The sequence below is a fragment of the Psychrobacter sp. H26 genome, assembly GCF_059073035.1.
Map to the genome: position 1 here is coordinate 2,375,653 of NZ_JCACRW010000001.1, position 18,438 is coordinate 2,394,090.

At 43.0% G+C, this 18,438-nt stretch carries 13 protein-coding genes; 10 read left to right on the forward strand and 3 right to left on the reverse strand.

The window, feature by feature from the left end:
* Positions 1–45 precede the first annotated feature (45 nt).
* Together AC5JPT_RS09875 and AC5JPT_RS09880 are read left to right on the forward strand one after the other, a co-directional pair.
* On the forward strand, positions 46–1,101 hold the full coding sequence (locus tag AC5JPT_RS09875; RefSeq protein WP_493857959.1) for a hypothetical protein: 1,056 nt from the start codon (positions 46–48) through the stop codon (positions 1,099–1,101).
* A 50-nt stretch (positions 1,102–1,151) separates the two neighbouring features.
* Positions 1,152–1,640 carry an acyl-CoA thioesterase gene (locus AC5JPT_RS09880; RefSeq protein ID WP_319050706.1) on the forward strand — a complete coding sequence of 163 codons (489 nt, stop codon included), beginning with the start codon at positions 1,152–1,154 and terminating at the stop codon, positions 1,638–1,640.
* A 158-nt stretch (positions 1,641–1,798) separates the two neighbouring features.
* Here AC5JPT_RS09880 and ribBA read toward each other — a convergent pair whose 3' ends face one another.
* Together ribBA and AC5JPT_RS09890 are read right to left on the reverse strand one after the other, a co-directional pair.
* Positions 1,799–2,911 (reverse strand): bifunctional 3,4-dihydroxy-2-butanone-4-phosphate synthase/GTP cyclohydrolase II, encoded by a 1,113-nt coding sequence (gene ribBA, locus AC5JPT_RS09885; RefSeq protein ID WP_319050705.1) that lies wholly within the window; start codon positions 2,909–2,911, stop codon positions 1,799–1,801.
* Between the two features lie 347 nt (positions 2,912–3,258).
* Complete coding sequence (locus tag AC5JPT_RS09890) at positions 3,259–4,548, reverse strand: replication-associated recombination protein A (protein ID WP_493857960.1); 1,290 nt, start codon at positions 4,546–4,548, stop codon at positions 3,259–3,261.
* Between the two features lie 448 nt (positions 4,549–4,996).
* Between AC5JPT_RS09890 and AC5JPT_RS09895 the strand changes: the two genes are divergently transcribed.
* Together AC5JPT_RS09895 and AC5JPT_RS09900 are read left to right on the forward strand one after the other, a co-directional pair.
* Positions 4,997–5,530: a type IV secretion protein Rhs gene (locus tag AC5JPT_RS09895; RefSeq protein WP_493857961.1), complete on the forward strand. Its 534-nt coding sequence runs from the start codon at positions 4,997–4,999 to the stop codon at positions 5,528–5,530.
* A gap of 245 nt (positions 5,531–5,775) precedes the next feature.
* A complete protein-coding gene (locus tag AC5JPT_RS09900) occupies positions 5,776–6,741 on the forward strand; it encodes a hypothetical protein (RefSeq protein WP_493857962.1) in 966 nt (321 codons plus the stop codon).
* A 114-nt stretch (positions 6,742–6,855) separates the two neighbouring features.
* Here the strand turns inward: AC5JPT_RS09900 and gltA are convergent, their stop codons facing one another.
* On the reverse strand, positions 6,856–8,136 hold the full coding sequence (gltA, locus tag AC5JPT_RS09905) for a citrate synthase (RefSeq protein ID WP_493857963.1): 1,281 nt from the start codon (positions 8,134–8,136) through the stop codon (positions 6,856–6,858).
* A gap of 1,029 nt (positions 8,137–9,165) precedes the next feature.
* Here gltA and sdhC point away from each other — a divergent pair.
* The 6 genes from sdhC (at position 9,166) to odhB (ending at position 18,291) form a co-directional block, all read left to right on the forward strand.
* A complete protein-coding gene (gene sdhC / locus AC5JPT_RS09910) occupies positions 9,166–9,552 on the forward strand; it encodes a succinate dehydrogenase, cytochrome b556 subunit (protein ID WP_319050700.1) in 387 nt (128 codons plus the stop codon).
* A 2-nt stretch (positions 9,553–9,554) separates the two neighbouring features.
* Positions 9,555–9,959: a succinate dehydrogenase, hydrophobic membrane anchor protein gene (sdhD, locus tag AC5JPT_RS09915; protein WP_319050869.1), complete on the forward strand. Its 405-nt coding sequence runs from the start codon at positions 9,555–9,557 to the stop codon at positions 9,957–9,959.
* Between the two features lie 328 nt (positions 9,960–10,287).
* Positions 10,288–12,138 (forward strand): succinate dehydrogenase flavoprotein subunit, encoded by a 1,851-nt coding sequence (gene sdhA, locus AC5JPT_RS09920; protein WP_319050699.1) that lies wholly within the window; start codon positions 10,288–10,290, stop codon positions 12,136–12,138.
* Positions 12,139–12,362: 224 nt separating this feature from the next.
* Positions 12,363–13,073 (forward strand): succinate dehydrogenase iron-sulfur subunit, encoded by a 711-nt coding sequence (locus AC5JPT_RS09925; protein WP_192518379.1) that lies wholly within the window; start codon positions 12,363–12,365, stop codon positions 13,071–13,073.
* A 945-nt stretch (positions 13,074–14,018) separates the two neighbouring features.
* Positions 14,019–16,904: a 2-oxoglutarate dehydrogenase E1 component gene (locus AC5JPT_RS09930; RefSeq protein ID WP_493857964.1), complete on the forward strand. Its 2,886-nt coding sequence runs from the start codon at positions 14,019–14,021 to the stop codon at positions 16,902–16,904.
* A gap of 154 nt (positions 16,905–17,058) precedes the next feature.
* Positions 17,059–18,291 (forward strand): 2-oxoglutarate dehydrogenase complex dihydrolipoyllysine-residue succinyltransferase, encoded by a 1,233-nt coding sequence (gene odhB / locus AC5JPT_RS09935; protein ID WP_493857965.1) that lies wholly within the window; start codon positions 17,059–17,061, stop codon positions 18,289–18,291.
* The last annotated feature ends 147 nt before the right edge of the window (positions 18,292–18,438 follow it).

Sequence of the window (18,438 nt, forward strand, 5' to 3'; positions counted from 1 at the left end):
ATTTGCTCTAAACATGGTCACACCTATCAATAGTGGTACAGCCTTATGTCAATAAATCCTGAGTCTTTACCCGAAGGTCCTTCTGCTGTACAGCAGCGTCGCCAAGCAAACATTTTGCTGCTACGGATGCAGTGGCTGGTTATTCTGCTACTTGTTGCAGCGCTGCTTTGGCTATATATCAGCCAGCAACGCTTTCAACATAGTGTCAACGAGCGCTTACAAAGTAACGAACAGGTCGTTAGCCGTTTAAATGAAATGGACGATCGTTTATTTGCGGTGAGCCAACAGACACTTCCCGAGCCGAGAGTGGAAGCCAGCAGTCAAGCGCAGAACCAGCTGGATTTATTACGTATCCAAATAAAGGCTGCCGATAGACTACTAGCAGATAATAATGATAGTGCAGCGATAGAGCTACTGCGAGGGTTGCATTGGCAGTTGGCACAAAGCAGTAATGAGATTGCACCTGCGTTGACTGTGGTCATCAAGCAAAGCTTGCTCCAAGATATTGAACGCTTGCAAGCGCAAAGCTCACAACCGAGTCCATGGCAAATACAAAACCTTGCGATTCAAAATATCCAAGAGTTTTTGCACAGTCATGAGCGTCTTGGAAGCTACGAGCGTACGGATATTCATCGCCGAGAGCTTGTCGATGCTGCAACAAACAAGCCTGCTAATAGACCAGTGAACAATGAGGCAAACCTCTCTCGCAGACAGCTCGTCATTCACGAAGTCATCATGACCTTAAATCTTGCGAGCCAATCTAGCAATATGCGTGAGCAGGACCAATTGAGTAGTTATTTGATCCAAGCGCGCAAACAGCTAAAAACGTTAATCCCTAAGTCATCAGCGAGCAAAAAGTCCACTCAAGATAATGCGATTGGTATTGTGCCAGCAGACAAAAAACCGATAAGCGCACAAGCTAATTCGAACACAGCTTTAGATACCAGTTTGAAAACCAACGTGGACACTAATTTAGAAATTATGAAAGCCCCTAGTGATATACCAGAAGTCATTGCTTGGTTGGATCAACTGATTGCTAATACTCCTAAACCAACCCCGTTATTGACCACACAAATCTTAGACAAACCTCAGAGCCAATAGAGGGTGTTTAGAAATGCGACATATATTGAATATAAAGAAAAAGGTAAATTATGACTGATTTTAATGAAAAATCTGATTTTTTGGCTGAAGTGATTACCGAGCGTCCTGATGTATTGGCTAATTATCCAATTATTCATCATCAGCCAATCCATTGGGGTGAAATGGATGCATTTAATCACCTAAATAATGTGGTTTACTATCGTTACTCTGAGTCAGCGCGTATTGGTTATCTACATGCGTTAGATATGTTTGATGGCAGTATGGTTACCGTACTGGCGCAATCAAGCTGCCAATACTTACGGCCAGTGACGTATCCTGACACCTTGCTACTAGGTGTTCGCTGCCAGCGTTTGGGTAATACCAGTATAACAATGGAATACAGCTATTATAGTACAGCGCAAAACATCATCGTGGCGACGGCCGAGGCAGTGGTGGTACGTCTCGATAGTGATGGGAAAGGTAAGTTGCCATGGACAGCGGAAGAGCGCGCGCGGCTGTTAGCACTAGAAGCGAAATTTGATCACACCCCCGAGCTTTAGAGTGATATTAACCTGAAGTCTTATTAAAAATCTCGCTGATTAAAGGTGAACGGTATCGTCGGTTAAACGTTGATAATCAAAAATAAAAAAGGGCACGCTAACATGATATTAGCGTGCCCTTTTCGCGACTTATGTTTCAGTCCACTTTCAAACAAGCTTTAGCTTTGTTGCGGTGCGCTCACAAAATCAACCACATTTAAGTCAAAACCTGATAAGGCATAAAACTTCATCGGTGATGACAGTAAACGCATATCACGCACACCTAAATGACGCAGTATTTGTGCACCAACGCCGATACTACGATAAGGCTGCTGGGCAATGGTCGATAGTGACTGATTGTCTGAAGCTTTATCTAGCGCATCTCCTAGATCGACTGGCTGATGATTACCTACCCAAACCATGACGCCACGATCTGAAGCACTGATCTCTTCTAGCGCTGACTGCACGCTCCAGCCGCTACGACCCGTCGTATCATTTTTGGCCGCAAATAGGTCACGTAGTGGATGGAAGCCATGGACACGTACGGTGCTTACGCCTTCGCTCACATCACCTTTTACCAATGCCAAATGCGTTTCTTCAGCACCAAACTCGCGGAAACGATGCAAGGTAAAGGTGCCATGTTCAGTTTCAAAAGGACGCGACTCGATTTCCTCTACCGTTTGCTCATTGGCGATACGGTAGTTAATGAGATCGGCGATTGTACCCATTTTGATATCGTGCTCTTTTGCAAATATCTCAAGATCATCTCGACGTGCCATCGTACCATCAGCATTGATGATCTCTACAATGACTGCTGCAGGCTCTAGTCCTGCCAATCTTGACAAGTCGCAACCAGCTTCTGTGTGGCCTGCACGGTGTAGAACACCGCCGTTTTGCGCCATGATTGGGAAGATATGCCCAGGTTGGACGATATCTTCTGGTTTGGCAGCAGACGAGACTGCAGCTTGAATCGTGCGAGCGCGATCTGCTGCAGAGATACCAGTGGTAACACCTTCAGAGGCCTCAATAGACACCGTAAAGTTTGTGCTGAACTTTGCCTCATTGCGATCAGACATGAGTGGTAGGGCTAATTGCTGGCAACGCGCCTGTGATAGGGTTAAGCATACCAAGCCGCGCGCGTGAGTAATCATAAAGTTGATATCTTCAGGGCGAACGTGCGTCGCTGCCATGATGATATCACCTTCGTTTTCGCGGTCTTCATCATCCATCAAGATGACCATTTTTCCGGCACGAATGTCTTCGATAATCTCAGGAATCGTATGTAAACTCATAGTAAGTCTCAATATTTTATTATTAATAAATATGTGTGGTTTGGAATATAAAGCGTTATCTGCCTATTGTAGCAGTAGATGGTACAACGCGCTGTTGCTGTTGAGCAAAGCGCGTGATAATCATAGTAATCAAATAGCAGTAATTAAATATAGAAGTAACTCATGACTTTTATAGATCATTAAGGATACATTTTAACGGTTTTTGTCCACGCGTGCTGCCTCAAAGCTGAACTATCACGCTTAGTCTTTTAAAAATGGGGTTAAATATTACTAATGGCTCATACGTATAATGACTAATCCCTAAACCAACGATAGCTCAAAATTTTCCGATACATCAGATGGTAGTCTCAATCATTACTTGCTGCTTGGGTTTTTAGCCATTCTATAAACTGTTTACTATGCTGCTCGCGCTGATTATCAGCAAACTCGTAAAAACTGGTACCCAACAAGTTTTCTGGCAAATAGCTTTGAGGATAGTAGTGATTGGGGTAGTTATGAGGATACGCGTAACCTTGTCCGTAGCCCTGATTACGCATTAGTTTTGTCACCCCATTACGTAGGTGTAATGGTACAGGGGAGGCATCCTTTTCTGCCAAAGCCATCGCCGCATTTATCGCTTTATAAGTGCTATTGCTTTTGGCACTGGTCGCTAGATAGACCACGACTTGCCCCAATATGATGCGCGCCTCTGGCATACCGATTGATTGCACACTGCGCAATGCTGCATCAGCAAGGAGTAGGGCATTGGGGTTGGCATTACCGATATCCTCACTGGCGAGTATCACCAATCGACGCGCAATAAAATCTGCAGGCTCTCCGCCAACCAGCATCCGAGCCATCCAATATAGCGCGGCGTCAGGATCTGAGCCGCGTACTGATTTAATCATGGCTGAAATAATATCGTAATGCTGCTCACCATCTTTGTCATAACGTACCAACGCCGTTTGCGCCACTCGGCTAATCAGCTCATCATCGATGATTGTTGGTGATTGCGTGGTGTCGGCTGTTTGGATCGCGAGCTCTAGTAAGTTTAGCGCCTTTCTTGCGTCGCCATGTGCCAATTGACTAATGGTATCTTGCGCTTGTAAGTCGATAGTCAATTCTTTAACGACAGTGTCTTCTGTTAGTGCTCGCTGTAATACGGCACCAATCTGCTCAGGCGTCAACGGCTCTAAACGATATACTTGGCAACGTGATAATAGAGCATTATTGACGCTAAATGATGGGTTCTCTGTGGTTGCACCAATTAAGGTAATATCCCCAGACTCCACAGCGCCCAAGAGCGCGTCTTGCTGCGCTTTATTAAAACGATGTATCTCATCGATAAACACTACAGGTGACTCAAGGCTTAATGAGTCTTTATTGTCTAATACTTCACGTAGCTGCTTGACCCCAGTATTCAAGGCAGAGAGCGCATGAAAGGGTCTACCAACGGCATCAGCCAATAGCATCGCGATGGTTGTTTTTCCGATACCTGCTTCACCATGTAAGATAATAGATGGCAAGTGTCCTTGCTCTACCAAACGTCGTAGCGGTGCACCTATAGCTAAGAGGTGCTCTTGACCAATAATGGCAGCAAGTGAGGCAGGGCGCATACGCTGGGCAAGGGGGGTGTCGGCGTGAAAGTTGGTCAGCATAAAACTCTCTATTAAAAATTAAAAAACCACCAATGGATCATAATGGCAGTTATCAATGGGCGTTATCGCTAAATACAGAACATTGGGTACAGAGCACCGCATTCTATTCTATATTTACTATTCTAAGTTAATCTGAATATACTCAGTTGTTTGGCATGATTCTCGCAGAAACTTTATGATGACAATCAATATTGGACATTAGATATGAAAGTAGGCTAGGTTATAAACCTGATGCTATCTGCAAGTAGGTGTCATACACACTAGGCTAACGCAAAAATATGTTAATGAAAGCTCACTAAGCGTATAGCTTATGTCCTTGATACTTTAGTTTTCATAATTCATCTATATTAACGGTTTAATCGTTTTATTGAGAACGGACTTAGAAAAATGGATAACCAAACATAATTTATTAGAAGTAGCCTATTAAATATAAGGTAATACATTGACGATGTCTAAACCCACACTCAAGCGCTTATTTAATCGATATCTACGTAACCGTAACCACAATCAGCGGTCGCGTGGTTTGACGGCAGGCGAGATAGCGCTGGCGAGATCCGTATTTGGTGAGAGTATCAGACTTGATGAGGTTCGGCTAAAGACCGCTTGGTGGGTACTAAAAAACTATGCCGTCAGTCCCAATGGTAATATCTATTTTAACCCAGCTGATTGGATTATAGATTTTAGTGACGCGCCTTTGGCGAAACAGAGCTGGCTAATACATGAGTTGACTCATGTATGGCAATTGCAGCAAGGTTTAAAAGTCGTGCGTGGTGCGGTTATCGATCGGCGCTATGACTATGTATTAGAAACGGGTAAATCTTTTTTTAAATATGGTATAGAGCAGCAGGCACGTATGGTACAAGATTATTTTGTACGCCGTCAGCGCGGACAAGACTGCCAAGCTTTGGAGGCTTGCATACCATTTTTGACCGTAAATCCTATTACTAATGCTAAAAACTCTAGTAGCTCTTTTGTCAGCTAGGTCTTATTTGTCATGTTGTAATTGAGTTTTTGGCTGCTCGTGTTGATTAGAGACAGTACTGCGATTAGTAACGGTACGACTAGTGAATAAATTAAAAAATAATTATATGCCTATTGAATTGGGTTTGTTCAATGACTGATAAGTCAGTGATGGCTCGAAGAATAAATGAACAGAGAATGACAAGTCAGTCACTGTCATCACTTTAGCTTTTTATACGTTTGCTTTATTAAAGGATATGTACTCTCATGCTTAGATTTTCATCAGTGAAGCCTAATACTGACACTCATTATCAATCGCCACTGCTTGCAGCAGCGTTGACGAGTGTACTGTTTCTGACGGGTTGCCAACAGCAAGCAGATACCCAGCCTGTACCAAGCGATACCGAGACAAGCGAAAAAACAAATGAAGAAGACAGTCAGCCTATGCCACAAAGCGATTCGGCTGCAGCGCGTATAGAACAGTTTCAACCTATATATGTTGCACAAGCGCAAGGGTTGCAGCGCCGTCTTCAAGCAGAGTATGAGTCACTGCAAGCGGCAGATGCATCAGACAGCGATGAGTCCTTACTACTAGGCGGTGCAGCTGACAATGCTAACGATAACGTGACTGACAGCACCGGTGAAAACACTACTAGCAACAACAGCAACGATGAGACAATAGAGAATGCGTCAGAGGGCTCTGGTGTTGATAGTGCTGAGCAGACAACAGCATCGAACAGCCCAGTGGCTATAGGTAGCAATACAGATTCGGATGCAGCGGTCGATATCAATACCAGTACCGAGGTTGGTGAGCGTGATTTGACAGTGTTAAAGCGTATCAGTCTGGAGCCGCGTAAACCTGTAATACTGACCGAAGCGCAGATAATAGAGCGCTATCAACAAACGATGGACGCACTATATCAACCTGTGACGATGCCGCTCAGTGCGAAGGATTCTGACACGCTGATTAACATCACAACTTTAGTGCCGCAACTGTTTGAACATGCAGAGATTGCTGGAAGAGTAAGCGCAAAAAGCCCGGCGCTGGCTCGTTTGATTATTCAACATCAAGTATGGGAGCAGATAGAAGCGCAGCAGGTAGTCGATATGCAGCAGATGAAACAACAGCAGCAGCAAGAGTTTGAGATGCTCATGACTAAGTTTAATGATACGATCAAAGGCTATGACGAACAGATCGCCAAGTATGAGCAGACTTTAAAAGAGTTTCAGTAAATAACTATGGGCTCGTAGTATCAACTATAGTTATAGAGTCATTAGCACCTATCAAATAGCAATAAAAAATCCCGCATAATAGCGGGATTTTTCATTGCTCAAATACCGTTTAGCTTACTTGCGATCTTCAACCTTTACAAAATCACGGCGCGTTTCACCAGTATATAACTGACGCGGGCGACCGATTTTGAATGGTGCACTGTGCATCTCTAACCAATGGCTGATCCAGCCTGAAGTACGAGCCAATGCGAAGATAACTGTAAACATTGATGTTGGGATACCGATGGCTTTCAAGATGATACCAGAGTAAAAGTCAACGTTTGGATATAGGTTACGCTCGATGAAGAACGGGTCTTCTAGTGCGATTTTCTCTAATGCCATCGCCAACTCAAGCTTAGGATCGTTGATACCTAGTGCTTCTAGTACTTCATCACAAGTCTCTTTCATTACTTGAGCGCGTGGATCGAAGTTTTTGTAGACACGGTGACCAAAGCCCATTAGCTTCACTTCACGGCTTTTTACTTTTTCCATGAATTCAGGCACGTTTTCAACCGTACCGATTTCATCTAGCATCTCAAGAACAGCTTCGTTGGCGCCGCCATGTGATGGTCCCCATAACGCAGCAATACCTGCAGCGATACATGCATAAGGGTTTGCACCGGTAGAACCTGCTAGACGTACCGTTGAAGTAGAGGCGTTTTGCTCATGGTCAGCGTGCAAGGTAAAGATCTTATCCATTGCGCGAGTGATAACGTCGTTGGTTTTGTAGTCTACATCAGCAGGCGTTGCAAACATCATGTACAAGAAGTTTTCTGCGTAGTTAAAGTCGTTACGCGGATACATGAACGGTTCACCTTGTGAGTATTTATAACTCATCGCAGCAAGCGTAGGCATCTTAGCAATCAGACGAATAGCTGTGATTTCGCGATGTTCTTCATTGCTCACGTCTAGATCTTCATGATAGAACGCTGATAAGGCACCAACGACACCAACCATAATAGCCATTGGATGCGCGTCACGGCGGAAGCCTTCAAAGAACTTACGCAATTGATCATGAACAGGAGTATGCTCGCGGATTTTTTCAAAAAAGTCTGCTTTTTGCTCAGCAGTAGGTAGGTCACCATGAATCAATGCATAAGCAACTTCTAGGTACTCAGCGTTGTTTGCTAACTCGTCGATAGGATAGCCACGATGCAATAACTCGCCTTTACCGCCGTCGATGTAAGTAATCTTTGATTCAACAGGAGCAGTAACTTTAAAGCCAGGGTCATAAGACCAGAAGCCTGATTCTTGTAGAGCAGCAACATCGATAACTGGGCGCCCTAAAGTACCTTTAATAATAGGAAGTTCGTATTCTTCACCATTCACGGTTAGTTTGGCATTATTATCAGCCATAAATTGCTCTCCATTGGTTTTAGCTTGTTAGAATAAAATTACTACAGACGTACACCTCACGTCATCATCGGTCAAACGGTAAAATGAATTTAACTCATTTAATACGCAGGGTATATTAGCAGCAATCACTTGTGATTTGAAAAAACTTTTATTGACTACCATCCCAATTGGCATGGGTTAGCGGTGGTTATTCGCTGTAATTTTTGTATCAAAATATGTCTGTTTGGTTATTTTGCTTAAATTTATCCATTTTTAAGCCATATTTATGATGTCAAAATCGGTACAACATTGTTCGAATATTGGCAAAAATCTAGACACATATGCATAAAAATTGAGCCTAAAATCTTCTAGGTTATGAGTAGCAAACCAATCGAATTCGACTTAAGTTTGATATAGATCAATGCTTTTCAGATTGAGTATTACATATCTCTATTTATTTGTTAAATAACTGTGTTTTACTATTGCTTCAGGGATAAGTTTGTAATTATCGCTCAGTCATTTTATAATTGTATTAATTAACTAGCACTAGCTTGTGCAAATTGATAAGTGGTCATAACATAGTGTCGTTTATAGCTTACTTTATATATGCCTATTTACGATTGTCTAGTGTTTTGATAGACCAAACCGAATTCTATGGTTTGAGTGTTCCTATTAACCATTCTGTTTTTGAGTGCTGAGCACAAGTATCTGTTGCTTAGTATGCGGCTCGCTCTGAAGTAGAGGACATATTAACGTTGTCTTGCACTTCATACGACCAATAAAAATAGACTGGTTAGTCGATCTTACTCATGTTTATTCTCTTTGTTGTATAATAGATGGGTTGTTTGATAGGCCTGTCATCTCGACAAGCGATGTTGAACAGTCTATTACTACCTTTATATACATGATCCTTTCTTCATATTTAGCGCAAACTAAAAGAAGTCAGCTAGCTCTTCCTTACTTTATTCGTCTCGTGTGTTGCTCGACGCTCATCTGACACTATTCATGTCAGGCCTCGATAGCAGATACAGGAGTATAACCGCAAAAAGGATGCCCGCTGTGAAAAGCAACCGACCTATTGATCTGCCTTTAAGCCAAGTGATTAGTGTTAATCGCTCACCGATTGCGATCGCCTCTATCTTGCATCGTATCTCTGGCATTATTTTATTCTTATTAATTCCTGTCATGCTATGGTTATTACAGAACTCACTGGCGTCGCCTGAGAGTTTTGCAACTGTATTTGACAACGTACTTGTGCGCTTTTTAGCATGGATATTTGTTGCCGCTATTGCCTATCATTTCGTAATGGGTATGAAACATTTATTTGCTGATATGGGCATGAACGAAGAGCTAAAATCTGGCCGCACTGCCTCGATGGTCAGTTTTGTGATCGCTGCGATTTTAGTTGTCGCGTCATTTGTATGGGTGATGTTCTAATGATAAAAAATGATTCAGGAATCAAAAGTGCTACTGGTCTGACAGGTTCAGGCTCACGTGATTGGATTATTCAGCGTATTAGTGCTGTTGTTTTAGCCGTTTATAGCGTGATATTGCTGGGCTTCTTTTTGACCCATGGTGATGTCACTTTCATTGAATGGTCATCATTTATGACCAGTTTACCGATGCGTTTATTCAGTTTGGTTGCAGTACTTGCACTGGCTGGCCATGCTTGGGTCGGTATGTGGACAGTATTTACTGACTATATTACGACAGGCAAGCTAGGCTCAAGCGCAGCAGGTTTACGTTTAGTACTACAGTCATTGATGATTATCGCTATTTTAGTATTTCTATTTTGGGGCATTATGATTTTTTGGGGTAACGGTTTCGGTATCGCTGCTGTTTAACCATTGAACAAATACCTCTTATATCTATATATAACAGCAGGTATATCCAACTGATAAACTGGTTGGAAAGATAATCGCAATTATCTGCTGATAGCCAAGAATAGTCATAGCATTGGACTAGCATTGATGACCAGCTAATCTGATTATAGCTGAGTAGGCTTAGTCCAGTATAACGATAGATATGCACATGAAGTGGTTGCAGACTGTTTAGATTGTTATGTTACAAGTTTATGAAATAGCCAAATAGTGAGCTTTCATAAATGTGATACAAGCTTTTTAAAGAGTTTTAATTAACTTCTGAGCATTAACAGGCATTAGGAAAACCGTAATGGCAACTAGACAAGACAATACCATTAGTAATATCAAGACCTTAAACTACGATGCAGTCATCGTTGGTGGCGGCGGCTCAGGTATGCGTGCTTCATTGCATTTAGCGGAAGCGGGCATGAAGGTTGCAGTCCTTACCAAAGTATTCCCAACGCGTTCGCACACGGTTGCCGCTCAGGGTGGTATCGGTGCAAGTTTGGGTAACATGAGCAATGACAACTGGCACTTCCACTTCTATGATACCGTAAAAGGATCAGATTGGTTGGGTGACCAAGATGCTATCGAGTATATGTGCCGTGAAGCGCCAAAAGTGGTCTATGAGCTTGAGCACATGGGCATGCCATTTGACCGTAACGAAGATGGTACGATTTATCAGCGTCCGTTCGGTGGTCATACGTCTAACTATGGCGAAAAAGCTGTACAACGTGCTTGTGCTGCTGCTGACCGTACAGGTCACGCGCTGCTACATACGTTATATCAAAAGAATTTAGAGCAAGGCACTGAGTTCTTTATCGAGTGGATTGCCCTTGATTTGATCAAAGACGAAGCGGGTAACATCAACGGTGTCGTTGCGCTTGAGCAAGAGACGGGTACGGTTGCGGTATTCCAGTCACCAATTACTGTCCTAGCGACAGGCGGTGCGGGTCGTATCTTTGCAGCGTCTACCAATGCTTATATCAATACTGGCGACGGTATTGGCATGGCAGTACGTGCTGGTATCCCATTGCAGGATATGGAATTCTGGCAGTTCCATCCAACTGGTGTTCATGGTGCAGGTGTACTACTGACTGAAGGTTGTCGCGGTGAAGGCGCTATTTTGCGTAATAAAGATGGTGAAGCGTTCATGGAGCGTTATGCACCAACCGTGAAAGACTTGGCACCACGTGACCTCGTATCACGTTCAATGGACCAAGAGATCAAGGAAGGCCGTGGTTGTGGTCCTAATGCTGATCATATCGTTATGGATATGACGCATCTAGGCGTTGAAACCATCATGAAGCGTTTGCCATCAGTATTTGAGATTGGTAAAAACTTCGCCAACGTCGACATCACAAAAGAACCAATTCCAGTAATCCCAACCATTCATTACATGATGGGCGGTATTCCAACCACTATTCATGGTCAGGTTGTTGTGCCAGATCTAGAAGCAGGTACTGATGAAGACGGCCTATATGCTAAAGGCAATGTGGTTAAAGGTCTTTATGCAATCGGTGAATGTGCTTGTGTGAGTGTTCATGGTGCCAACCGTTTAGGTACGAATTCACTACTTGATCTACTCGTATTTGGCCGTGCAGCGGGTAAACATATCGTTGATGAGTTCCATCACGCTGATCACAACTACAAGCCGCTTGATCCACGTGTGCTTGATTTTACAGTGAAGCGTTTAGACAAGTTGCAACAGTCTACTGAAGGCTACAATGCGCAAGACGTGGCTGATGAGATTCGGGCAACTATGCAAAAGCATGCTAGTGTATTCCGTACCCAAGCAATGATGGATGAAGGCGTTGAGAAAATCCTAGCGCTAGGCGATAAGATCGAAAAAATTCATCTTGGCGATAAATCACAAGTGTTCAACACAGCACGCATCGAAGCTTTTGAAGTGGCAAATCTGTACGAAGTAGCAAAAGCCACTATGATATCAGCTGCTACACGTCACGAAAGCCGCGGCGCGCACAGTGTATCTGACTATGACCGTCCAGAAGATGATGATTACGCACCAAACGGTCGTAACGACCACGATTGGATGAAGCATACTTTATGGTATTCTGAAGGCAACCGTATTATTTATAAGCCCGTTCGCAAAGTACCATTGACTGTTGACTATATTGAACCAAAAGTTCGCGTCTATTAACTCTAGATTGCATGCTTGGTTCATAGCCAACATGCAACAGCAGTCTCAACGTTTTATCCCTTATTAATTTATTAAAAAGGTGACCGCCAGCTACATGCTCATACCAGCGTTACTAAGTTATTGATTGATACTCGATATTTAGTTATCAGTATCAATTAATAGCCAGCGCTAATATGTTGCAGTCTTTGTATGCCCGCCATCACCTACGTGTGGAGTTTAGCATTATGAGCCGAGGTACTCGCACCATCGAAATCTACCGCTACGATCCTGATGTGGACGCAGCGCCGCGCATGCAAACCTATACGATTGAATTACTTGATTCAGATCGTATGTTGCTTGACGTATTATTACGCCTAAAGAAAGAAGATGAAACAATCACCTTCCGTCGCTCTTGTCGCGAAGGTATTTGTGGTTCTGACGGCATGAACATCAACGGCAAAAATGGTCTAGCATGTTTAATCAACATGAATACCCTACCAGAAAAAGTAACGGTTCGTCCGTTACCTGGTTTGCCAGTGGTTCGTGATTTGGTTGTTGATATGAACCAATTTTATGAGCAATATGAGAAAGTACACCCGTACTTGATCAATGATCAGCCAGCGCCGCCGACGGAACGTCTACAGTCACCTGAACAGCGTGAAAAACTGAACGGTCTGTATGAGTGTATCTTGTGTGCGTGCTGTTCAACCAGTTGCCCATCATTTTGGTGGAACCCTGACAAGTTCCTAGGTCCATCAGCGTTACTGCACGCTTATCGCTTTGTTGCTGATAGTCGTGATGGTGATACCCAAGCACGTTTGGCTCGTCTAGACGATCCGTTTAGTTTGTTCCGTTGCCGCGGTATCATGAATTGTGTATCGGTTTGTCCTAAAGGCTTGAACCCAACCAAAGCCATTGGCCATCTACGTAATATGTTGATTGATCAAGCCGGTTAGTAGTTTACAAGCGCATCAGTTATAATAGATACAGTACGAAAAACACCACCTATTCGTTAGGTGGTGTTTTTGTTAGTTGAACGGACTTAGATATATTTGCGTGCATACTCTACTAACTCTATACCAAGCAGGCTTACCTATAGAGTTTTAGATTACAGTAGCAGGAAAATTAAGCAGTAAGTTTGACTCGCAAATGGTCAATATTCAGCCATCGAGCTGGCAAAACACCATATGCAATACGTTGGTTGTGTGTAAGAAGAAATAATATATAGACAATCAATCTATATAATCGGATATAGACACGAGAAAAGTTTGGTATAATTACGTTTTTGACAATATTGAATACGATTAAATGCTGCTTAAGTGGTTCAGTAATACGTATCAATTAATAGAATAAAACGTTATGTATACAATTATTGTGTTTGTATAATTGATAATAGATATTCATTACGTAAATACTTAGTATTGAACAAACAAACTATGTCACAAAAAATGGTCGTGATAGGCTATACAGCAATGTATTTCTGTCTTGATGGACAAAATTTCTAGTAGATATAAGATGTTTTAGCCTTAACAGCCATTTTAAAGGTTAGCTAGAATTTTAGTTGATTGTTAATAACTTACAACTTACCAATCGGTTATAGCTAAAAGAAGTATATATAAATTAATGTTGTGAAACGAGTCAGTTAACAAAACTGAGCGTTCACAAATAATTTTATTTTTAATATAGGTATTGCAATAAGACTTGTTATCACTATTTAGCATCCCTTGCTTCTTTAGACAATGACGGCAATATTCTATAGTGACGGCAATACTTAGGGATAAAAGTGTTTTATCAAATAGTATTTAACGGGATATGACAAATTGTCTATATGCCTAGCATCTAGCGATTGACACCATAATAAGCACGATTCCATTCATTTATCTATCAAATAGACGATTATTATGAATAGTATAACTAAAGAAAAAGCGGACCAAGGACATACTGAACTGGCCGCTGATAATGCCAGCTATATAGAAGCTCTTTACGAGCAGTACCTAACAGACCCTGATAGTGTTGACACAGATTGGCAAGCGTACTTTGAACAGTACAAATCGTCAGACGATGCCAAGCATAACGCGATTAAGGACCAATTTTTATTACTTGCTCGCAATCAGACTGCAAACAAAGTAAGTGATGAAAGCACTGACCAAAGCAGTGGTACCTCAAATAACTGTACTGATCCAAAGCAAATGGGTGTGCAGCAATTAATCTCCGCATATCGTCGCCGTGGCCATCGCCGTGCCAAACTTGATCCTTTAGATTTGCATCCACGTGCAGAAGTAGAAGATCTAACGCTTGCTTATCATAATTTATCAGAAGCAGACCTTGATACTGTATTCCCAACCAATGATTTAGTAATCGGTAAAAATGAAGCGCCATTGCGTGAAATTATCGAAATCATGGAGCGTGTGTACTGCCGTCATATTGGTATCGAATACATGCACGTCACCACCAGTACAGAAAAGCGCTGGATGGAAGAATACTTAGAAACCAACTTGGGCTATATCCATTTTGATAAAGAAAAGCGCTTATCTATTCTTGAGCGCCTGACTGCTGCCGAAGGTCTAGAAAAGTACTTAGCACGTAAATATACGGGTGTTAAACGTTTCGGTCTAGAGGGCGGCGAAAGCTTCATTCCTGCTATCAATGAAATCATCCAACGTGCTGGTGGCTATGGCACAAAAGAGATGGTCATTGGTATGGCTCACCGTGGACGCCTTAACCTACTAGTCAATATCCTAGGTAAAAATCCTGCGGATCTGTTTGACGAATTTGATGGCAAAGTACAACCAGAAAAAGGCTCAGGCGACGTTAAATACCATAATGGTTTTTCATCGAATGTGATGACCCCAGGTGGTGAAGCGCATTTGGCACTAGCGTTTAACCCATCTCATCTTGAAATCGTTGCACCAGTACTACAAGGCTCAGTACGTGCACGCCAAGTACGCCGTAATGATCAGCCATTGTTAGATAATACTGGTGGTAATTCAGTATTGCCAATCGTTATTCACGGTGACGCTGCGTTTGCCGGTCAAGGTGTGGTTCAAGAAACCTTCCAAATGTCACAAACCCGTGCTTATACCACTGGCGGTACTGTACATATTGTTATCAATAACCAAGTTGGCTTCACTACTAGCCGTCAAGAAGATGTTCGTTCAACCGAATACTGTACTGACGTTGCTAAGATGGTACATGCGCCTATCTTGCATGTGAATGGTGACGATCCTGAATCAGTCGTATTTGCAGCTCAGTTGGCATTAGATTATCGTCATCAGTTTGATAAAGACATTATCATTGATCTTTTCTGCTATCGCCGTAACGGACATAATGAAGCAGATGAGCCTTCAGCCACGCAGCCACTGATGTATGCAGTTATCAAGAAACTGCCTACGACACGTACCATCTATGCACAGAAGCTTATCGCTGATGGGCTTTTAAATAGTGAAGAAGAAAAGCAATATGAAGACGACTATCGTGAATCTTTAGATCGTGGTGATTATGTTGCCAGCTCACTAGTACAAGAACCTAACGAGCAGTTATTTGTAGACTGGAAGCCTTATTTAGGTCACGAATTGGTTGACGACTGGGACACTAGTGTCGATATCGAAAAGCTAAAAGCTTATGGACGCCGTATGGCTGAAATGCCAGAGGGCTACAAGTTACAACGCCAAGTTCAAAAAGTAGTCGAGCAGCGTCTAGCTATGCAGACTGGTGAAGAGCCTCTTAACTGGGGTGCAGCTGAGACATTGGCTTATGCATCATTGGTCGATAACGATGATGTATTGGTACGCATTACGGGCGAAGACGTAGGCCGTGGTACATTCTCGCATCGCCACAGTGAAATCTATAATGTCAATGACGGCAGCATGTATGTGCCACTCGCTCACATGAGTGAAACGCAAGCACGCTTTGCTACCTATAATTCATTGCTATCAGAAGAAGCCGTATTAGCCTTTGAATATGGTTACGCTACGACAGTACCAAATGCATTGATTGTTTGGGAAGCGCAGTTTGGTGACTTCGTGAACGGTGCGCAGGTCGTTATTGATCAGTTCATCTCAAGCGGCGAGACTAAATGGCAGCGTGTTTGTGGTTTGACAATGCTATTGCCACATGGTTTTGAAGGTCAAGGTCCAGAGCATTCTTCTGCGCGTCTTGAGCGCTTCTTACAACTATGTGCTGAAGACAATATGCAAGTTATTACGCCAACGACTCCTGCGCAAATTTATCATGCCTTGCGTCGTCAAGCAGTACGCCCGATTCGTAAGCCTTTGATCGTTATGTCACCAAAGAGTTTGTTACGTCATAAGTTGGCAACGTCTAATCTAGAAGAGCTTGCCGATGGTAAGTTTGAAACTGTAATTTCAGAGATGGACGACCACAACGCAGACAAAGTTACTCGCATGGTGCTATGTGGTGGTAAGGTCTACTACGATCTACTAGAGCAGCGCCGCGCATTGGGTCTTGATCATGTTGCTATCGTACGTATTGAACAGCTTTATCCATTACCAGAGCAACGTTTGGTTGCTGAGATTGAGAAATATAGCAACTTGACTGAGATTGTGTGGACGCAAGAAGAACCACTGAACCAAGGCGCTTGGTACTATCTGGCCCCGCATATGTTCCGTATTGTTGTACCGCATCCAACTAAGGCAAAAGTCATGGAGCCGGTGGCACGTCCTCCTAGTGCAGCACCTGCAACAGGCTCGCCAAAACTGCATGCTCAGCAGCAGCAAGCATTGATTGCTGGCGGTCTTGGCATAAGTGTCGATGAGCTATCTAAGTAACAGGTTATCTAACCGAAAGACTATAGCAGATAAATGAATCAGGCGATGACAGTTAGTATCCGTTAGTACAATCTAAGCGTTACTTTTAACGAATACTGGCTGCCTATCACGACTTAATAATAAGTATGAATATCCACATCTAAGGAGTATATCGATGGCTGACATCAAAGCCCCCGTTTTTCCAGAATCGGTTGCCGATGGCACAATCGTTGAATGGCATGTCACTGAAGGTCAACAAGTTAATCGTGATGACCTACTAGCTGAGATCGAGACTGACAAAGTAGTACTAGAAGTTGTTGCACCTGATGATGGTGTAGTAACTAAAATCGTCAAGCAAGTTGACGACACAGTATTGTCTGATGAATTGATTGCACAGTTCGAAGCGGGTGCAAGTGCAGGCGAAGCACCAGCTGCAGAAACAACAGAGCAGCCAGTTGCATCAGAAAAGCAAGCTGCAGACGGCGGTGAGCCAGTACAAGCGACTGACAAAAAAGACGAAGCAGATCACAAAGATCAAAGCCCAGCAGTTCGCAAAGCGGCAAAAGAGTCTGGCGTTGATCCTAAAGAAGTTGAAGGTAGTGGTCGCGGCGGTCGTGTCACCAAAACGGACATGGCAAACCCAACGCTAAAATCGGACAGTAGCATTAAATCTGATAGTGGTCGTCCTGTTGCTGAGTCAATGGGTGAACGTACAGAAAAACGCGTTCCAATGACTCGTCTGCGCAAGCGTGTTGCTGAGCGTCTATTGTCAGCATCACAAGACACAGCGATGTTGACGACGTTTAACGAAGTGAACATGAAGCCATTGATGGACATGCGCGCTAAGTACAAAGAAAAATTTGAGAAGCGTCATGGCGTACGTCTAGGCTTTATGTCATTGTTTATCAAAGCAGCGACAGAAGCACTTAAACGTTTCCCAGCAGTAAATGCGTCATTAGATGGCGACGACATTGTTTATCATGGTTTTTATGATATCGGTGTGGCCGTATCATCAGACCGTGGTCTAGTAGTACCAGTACTTCGTGATACTGACCGCATGAGCATGGCTGATGTTGAAAGCACCATCCGTGAGTTTGGTAGTAAAGCACAGCAAGGTAAGCTTGGTCTAGAAGATATGACTGGTGGTACTTTTACCATCTCTAACGGCGGTGTGTTCGGTTCATTGATGTCAACGCCTATCCTGAATCCACCACAAACCGCTATCTTGGGTATGCATGCTATAAATGACCGCCCAATGGCTGTTGATGGTAAGGTTGAAATTCTACCGATGATGTACCTAGCGCTATCTTATGACCATCGTATGATTGATGGTAAAGAGGCCGTACAGTTCCTAGTAACTATCAAAGAGTTGGTCGAAGACCCAGCCATGTTGCTACTAGACTTGTAAGCTTCTAAGCTTGTATTGGCAATAGCCGATACAAGCTTTTTCACTTTAGTACAGATTATAGTTTTGCTCAGTCAGCAATCAGTTAATCCGCTGACATACATGAAAATGATTTTAAAAACGGTGACTTACTATCGACTAGCGATAAGT

Excerpts from the sequence above, each read along its gene's own strand:
- AC5JPT_RS09875 (WP_493857959.1), top strand. The coding sequence starts at position 46 with ATGTCAATAAATCCTGAGTCTTTACCCGAAGGTCCTTCTGCTGTACAG.
- AC5JPT_RS09880 (WP_319050706.1), top strand. The coding sequence starts at position 1,152 with ATGACTGATTTTAATGAAAAATCTGATTTTTTGGCTGAAGTGATTACC.
- ribBA (WP_319050705.1), bottom strand. The coding sequence starts at position 2,911 with ATGAGTTTACATACGATTCCTGAGATTATCGAAGACATTCGTGCCGGA.
- AC5JPT_RS09890 (WP_493857960.1), bottom strand. The coding sequence starts at position 4,548 with ATGCTGACCAACTTTCACGCCGACACCCCCCTTGCCCAGCGTATGCGC.
- AC5JPT_RS09895 (WP_493857961.1), top strand. The coding sequence starts at position 4,997 with ATGTCTAAACCCACACTCAAGCGCTTATTTAATCGATATCTACGTAAC.
- AC5JPT_RS09900 (WP_493857962.1), top strand. The coding sequence starts at position 5,776 with ATGCTTAGATTTTCATCAGTGAAGCCTAATACTGACACTCATTATCAA.
- gltA (WP_493857963.1), bottom strand. The coding sequence starts at position 8,136 with ATGGCTGATAATAATGCCAAACTAACCGTGAATGGTGAAGAATACGAA.
- sdhC (WP_319050700.1), top strand. The coding sequence starts at position 9,166 with ATGCCCGCTGTGAAAAGCAACCGACCTATTGATCTGCCTTTAAGCCAA.
- sdhA (WP_319050699.1), top strand. The coding sequence starts at position 10,288 with ATGGCAACTAGACAAGACAATACCATTAGTAATATCAAGACCTTAAAC.
- AC5JPT_RS09925 (WP_192518379.1), top strand. The coding sequence starts at position 12,363 with ATGAGCCGAGGTACTCGCACCATCGAAATCTACCGCTACGATCCTGAT.
- AC5JPT_RS09930 (WP_493857964.1), top strand. The coding sequence starts at position 14,019 with ATGAATAGTATAACTAAAGAAAAAGCGGACCAAGGACATACTGAACTG.
- odhB (WP_493857965.1), top strand. The coding sequence starts at position 17,059 with ATGGCTGACATCAAAGCCCCCGTTTTTCCAGAATCGGTTGCCGATGGC.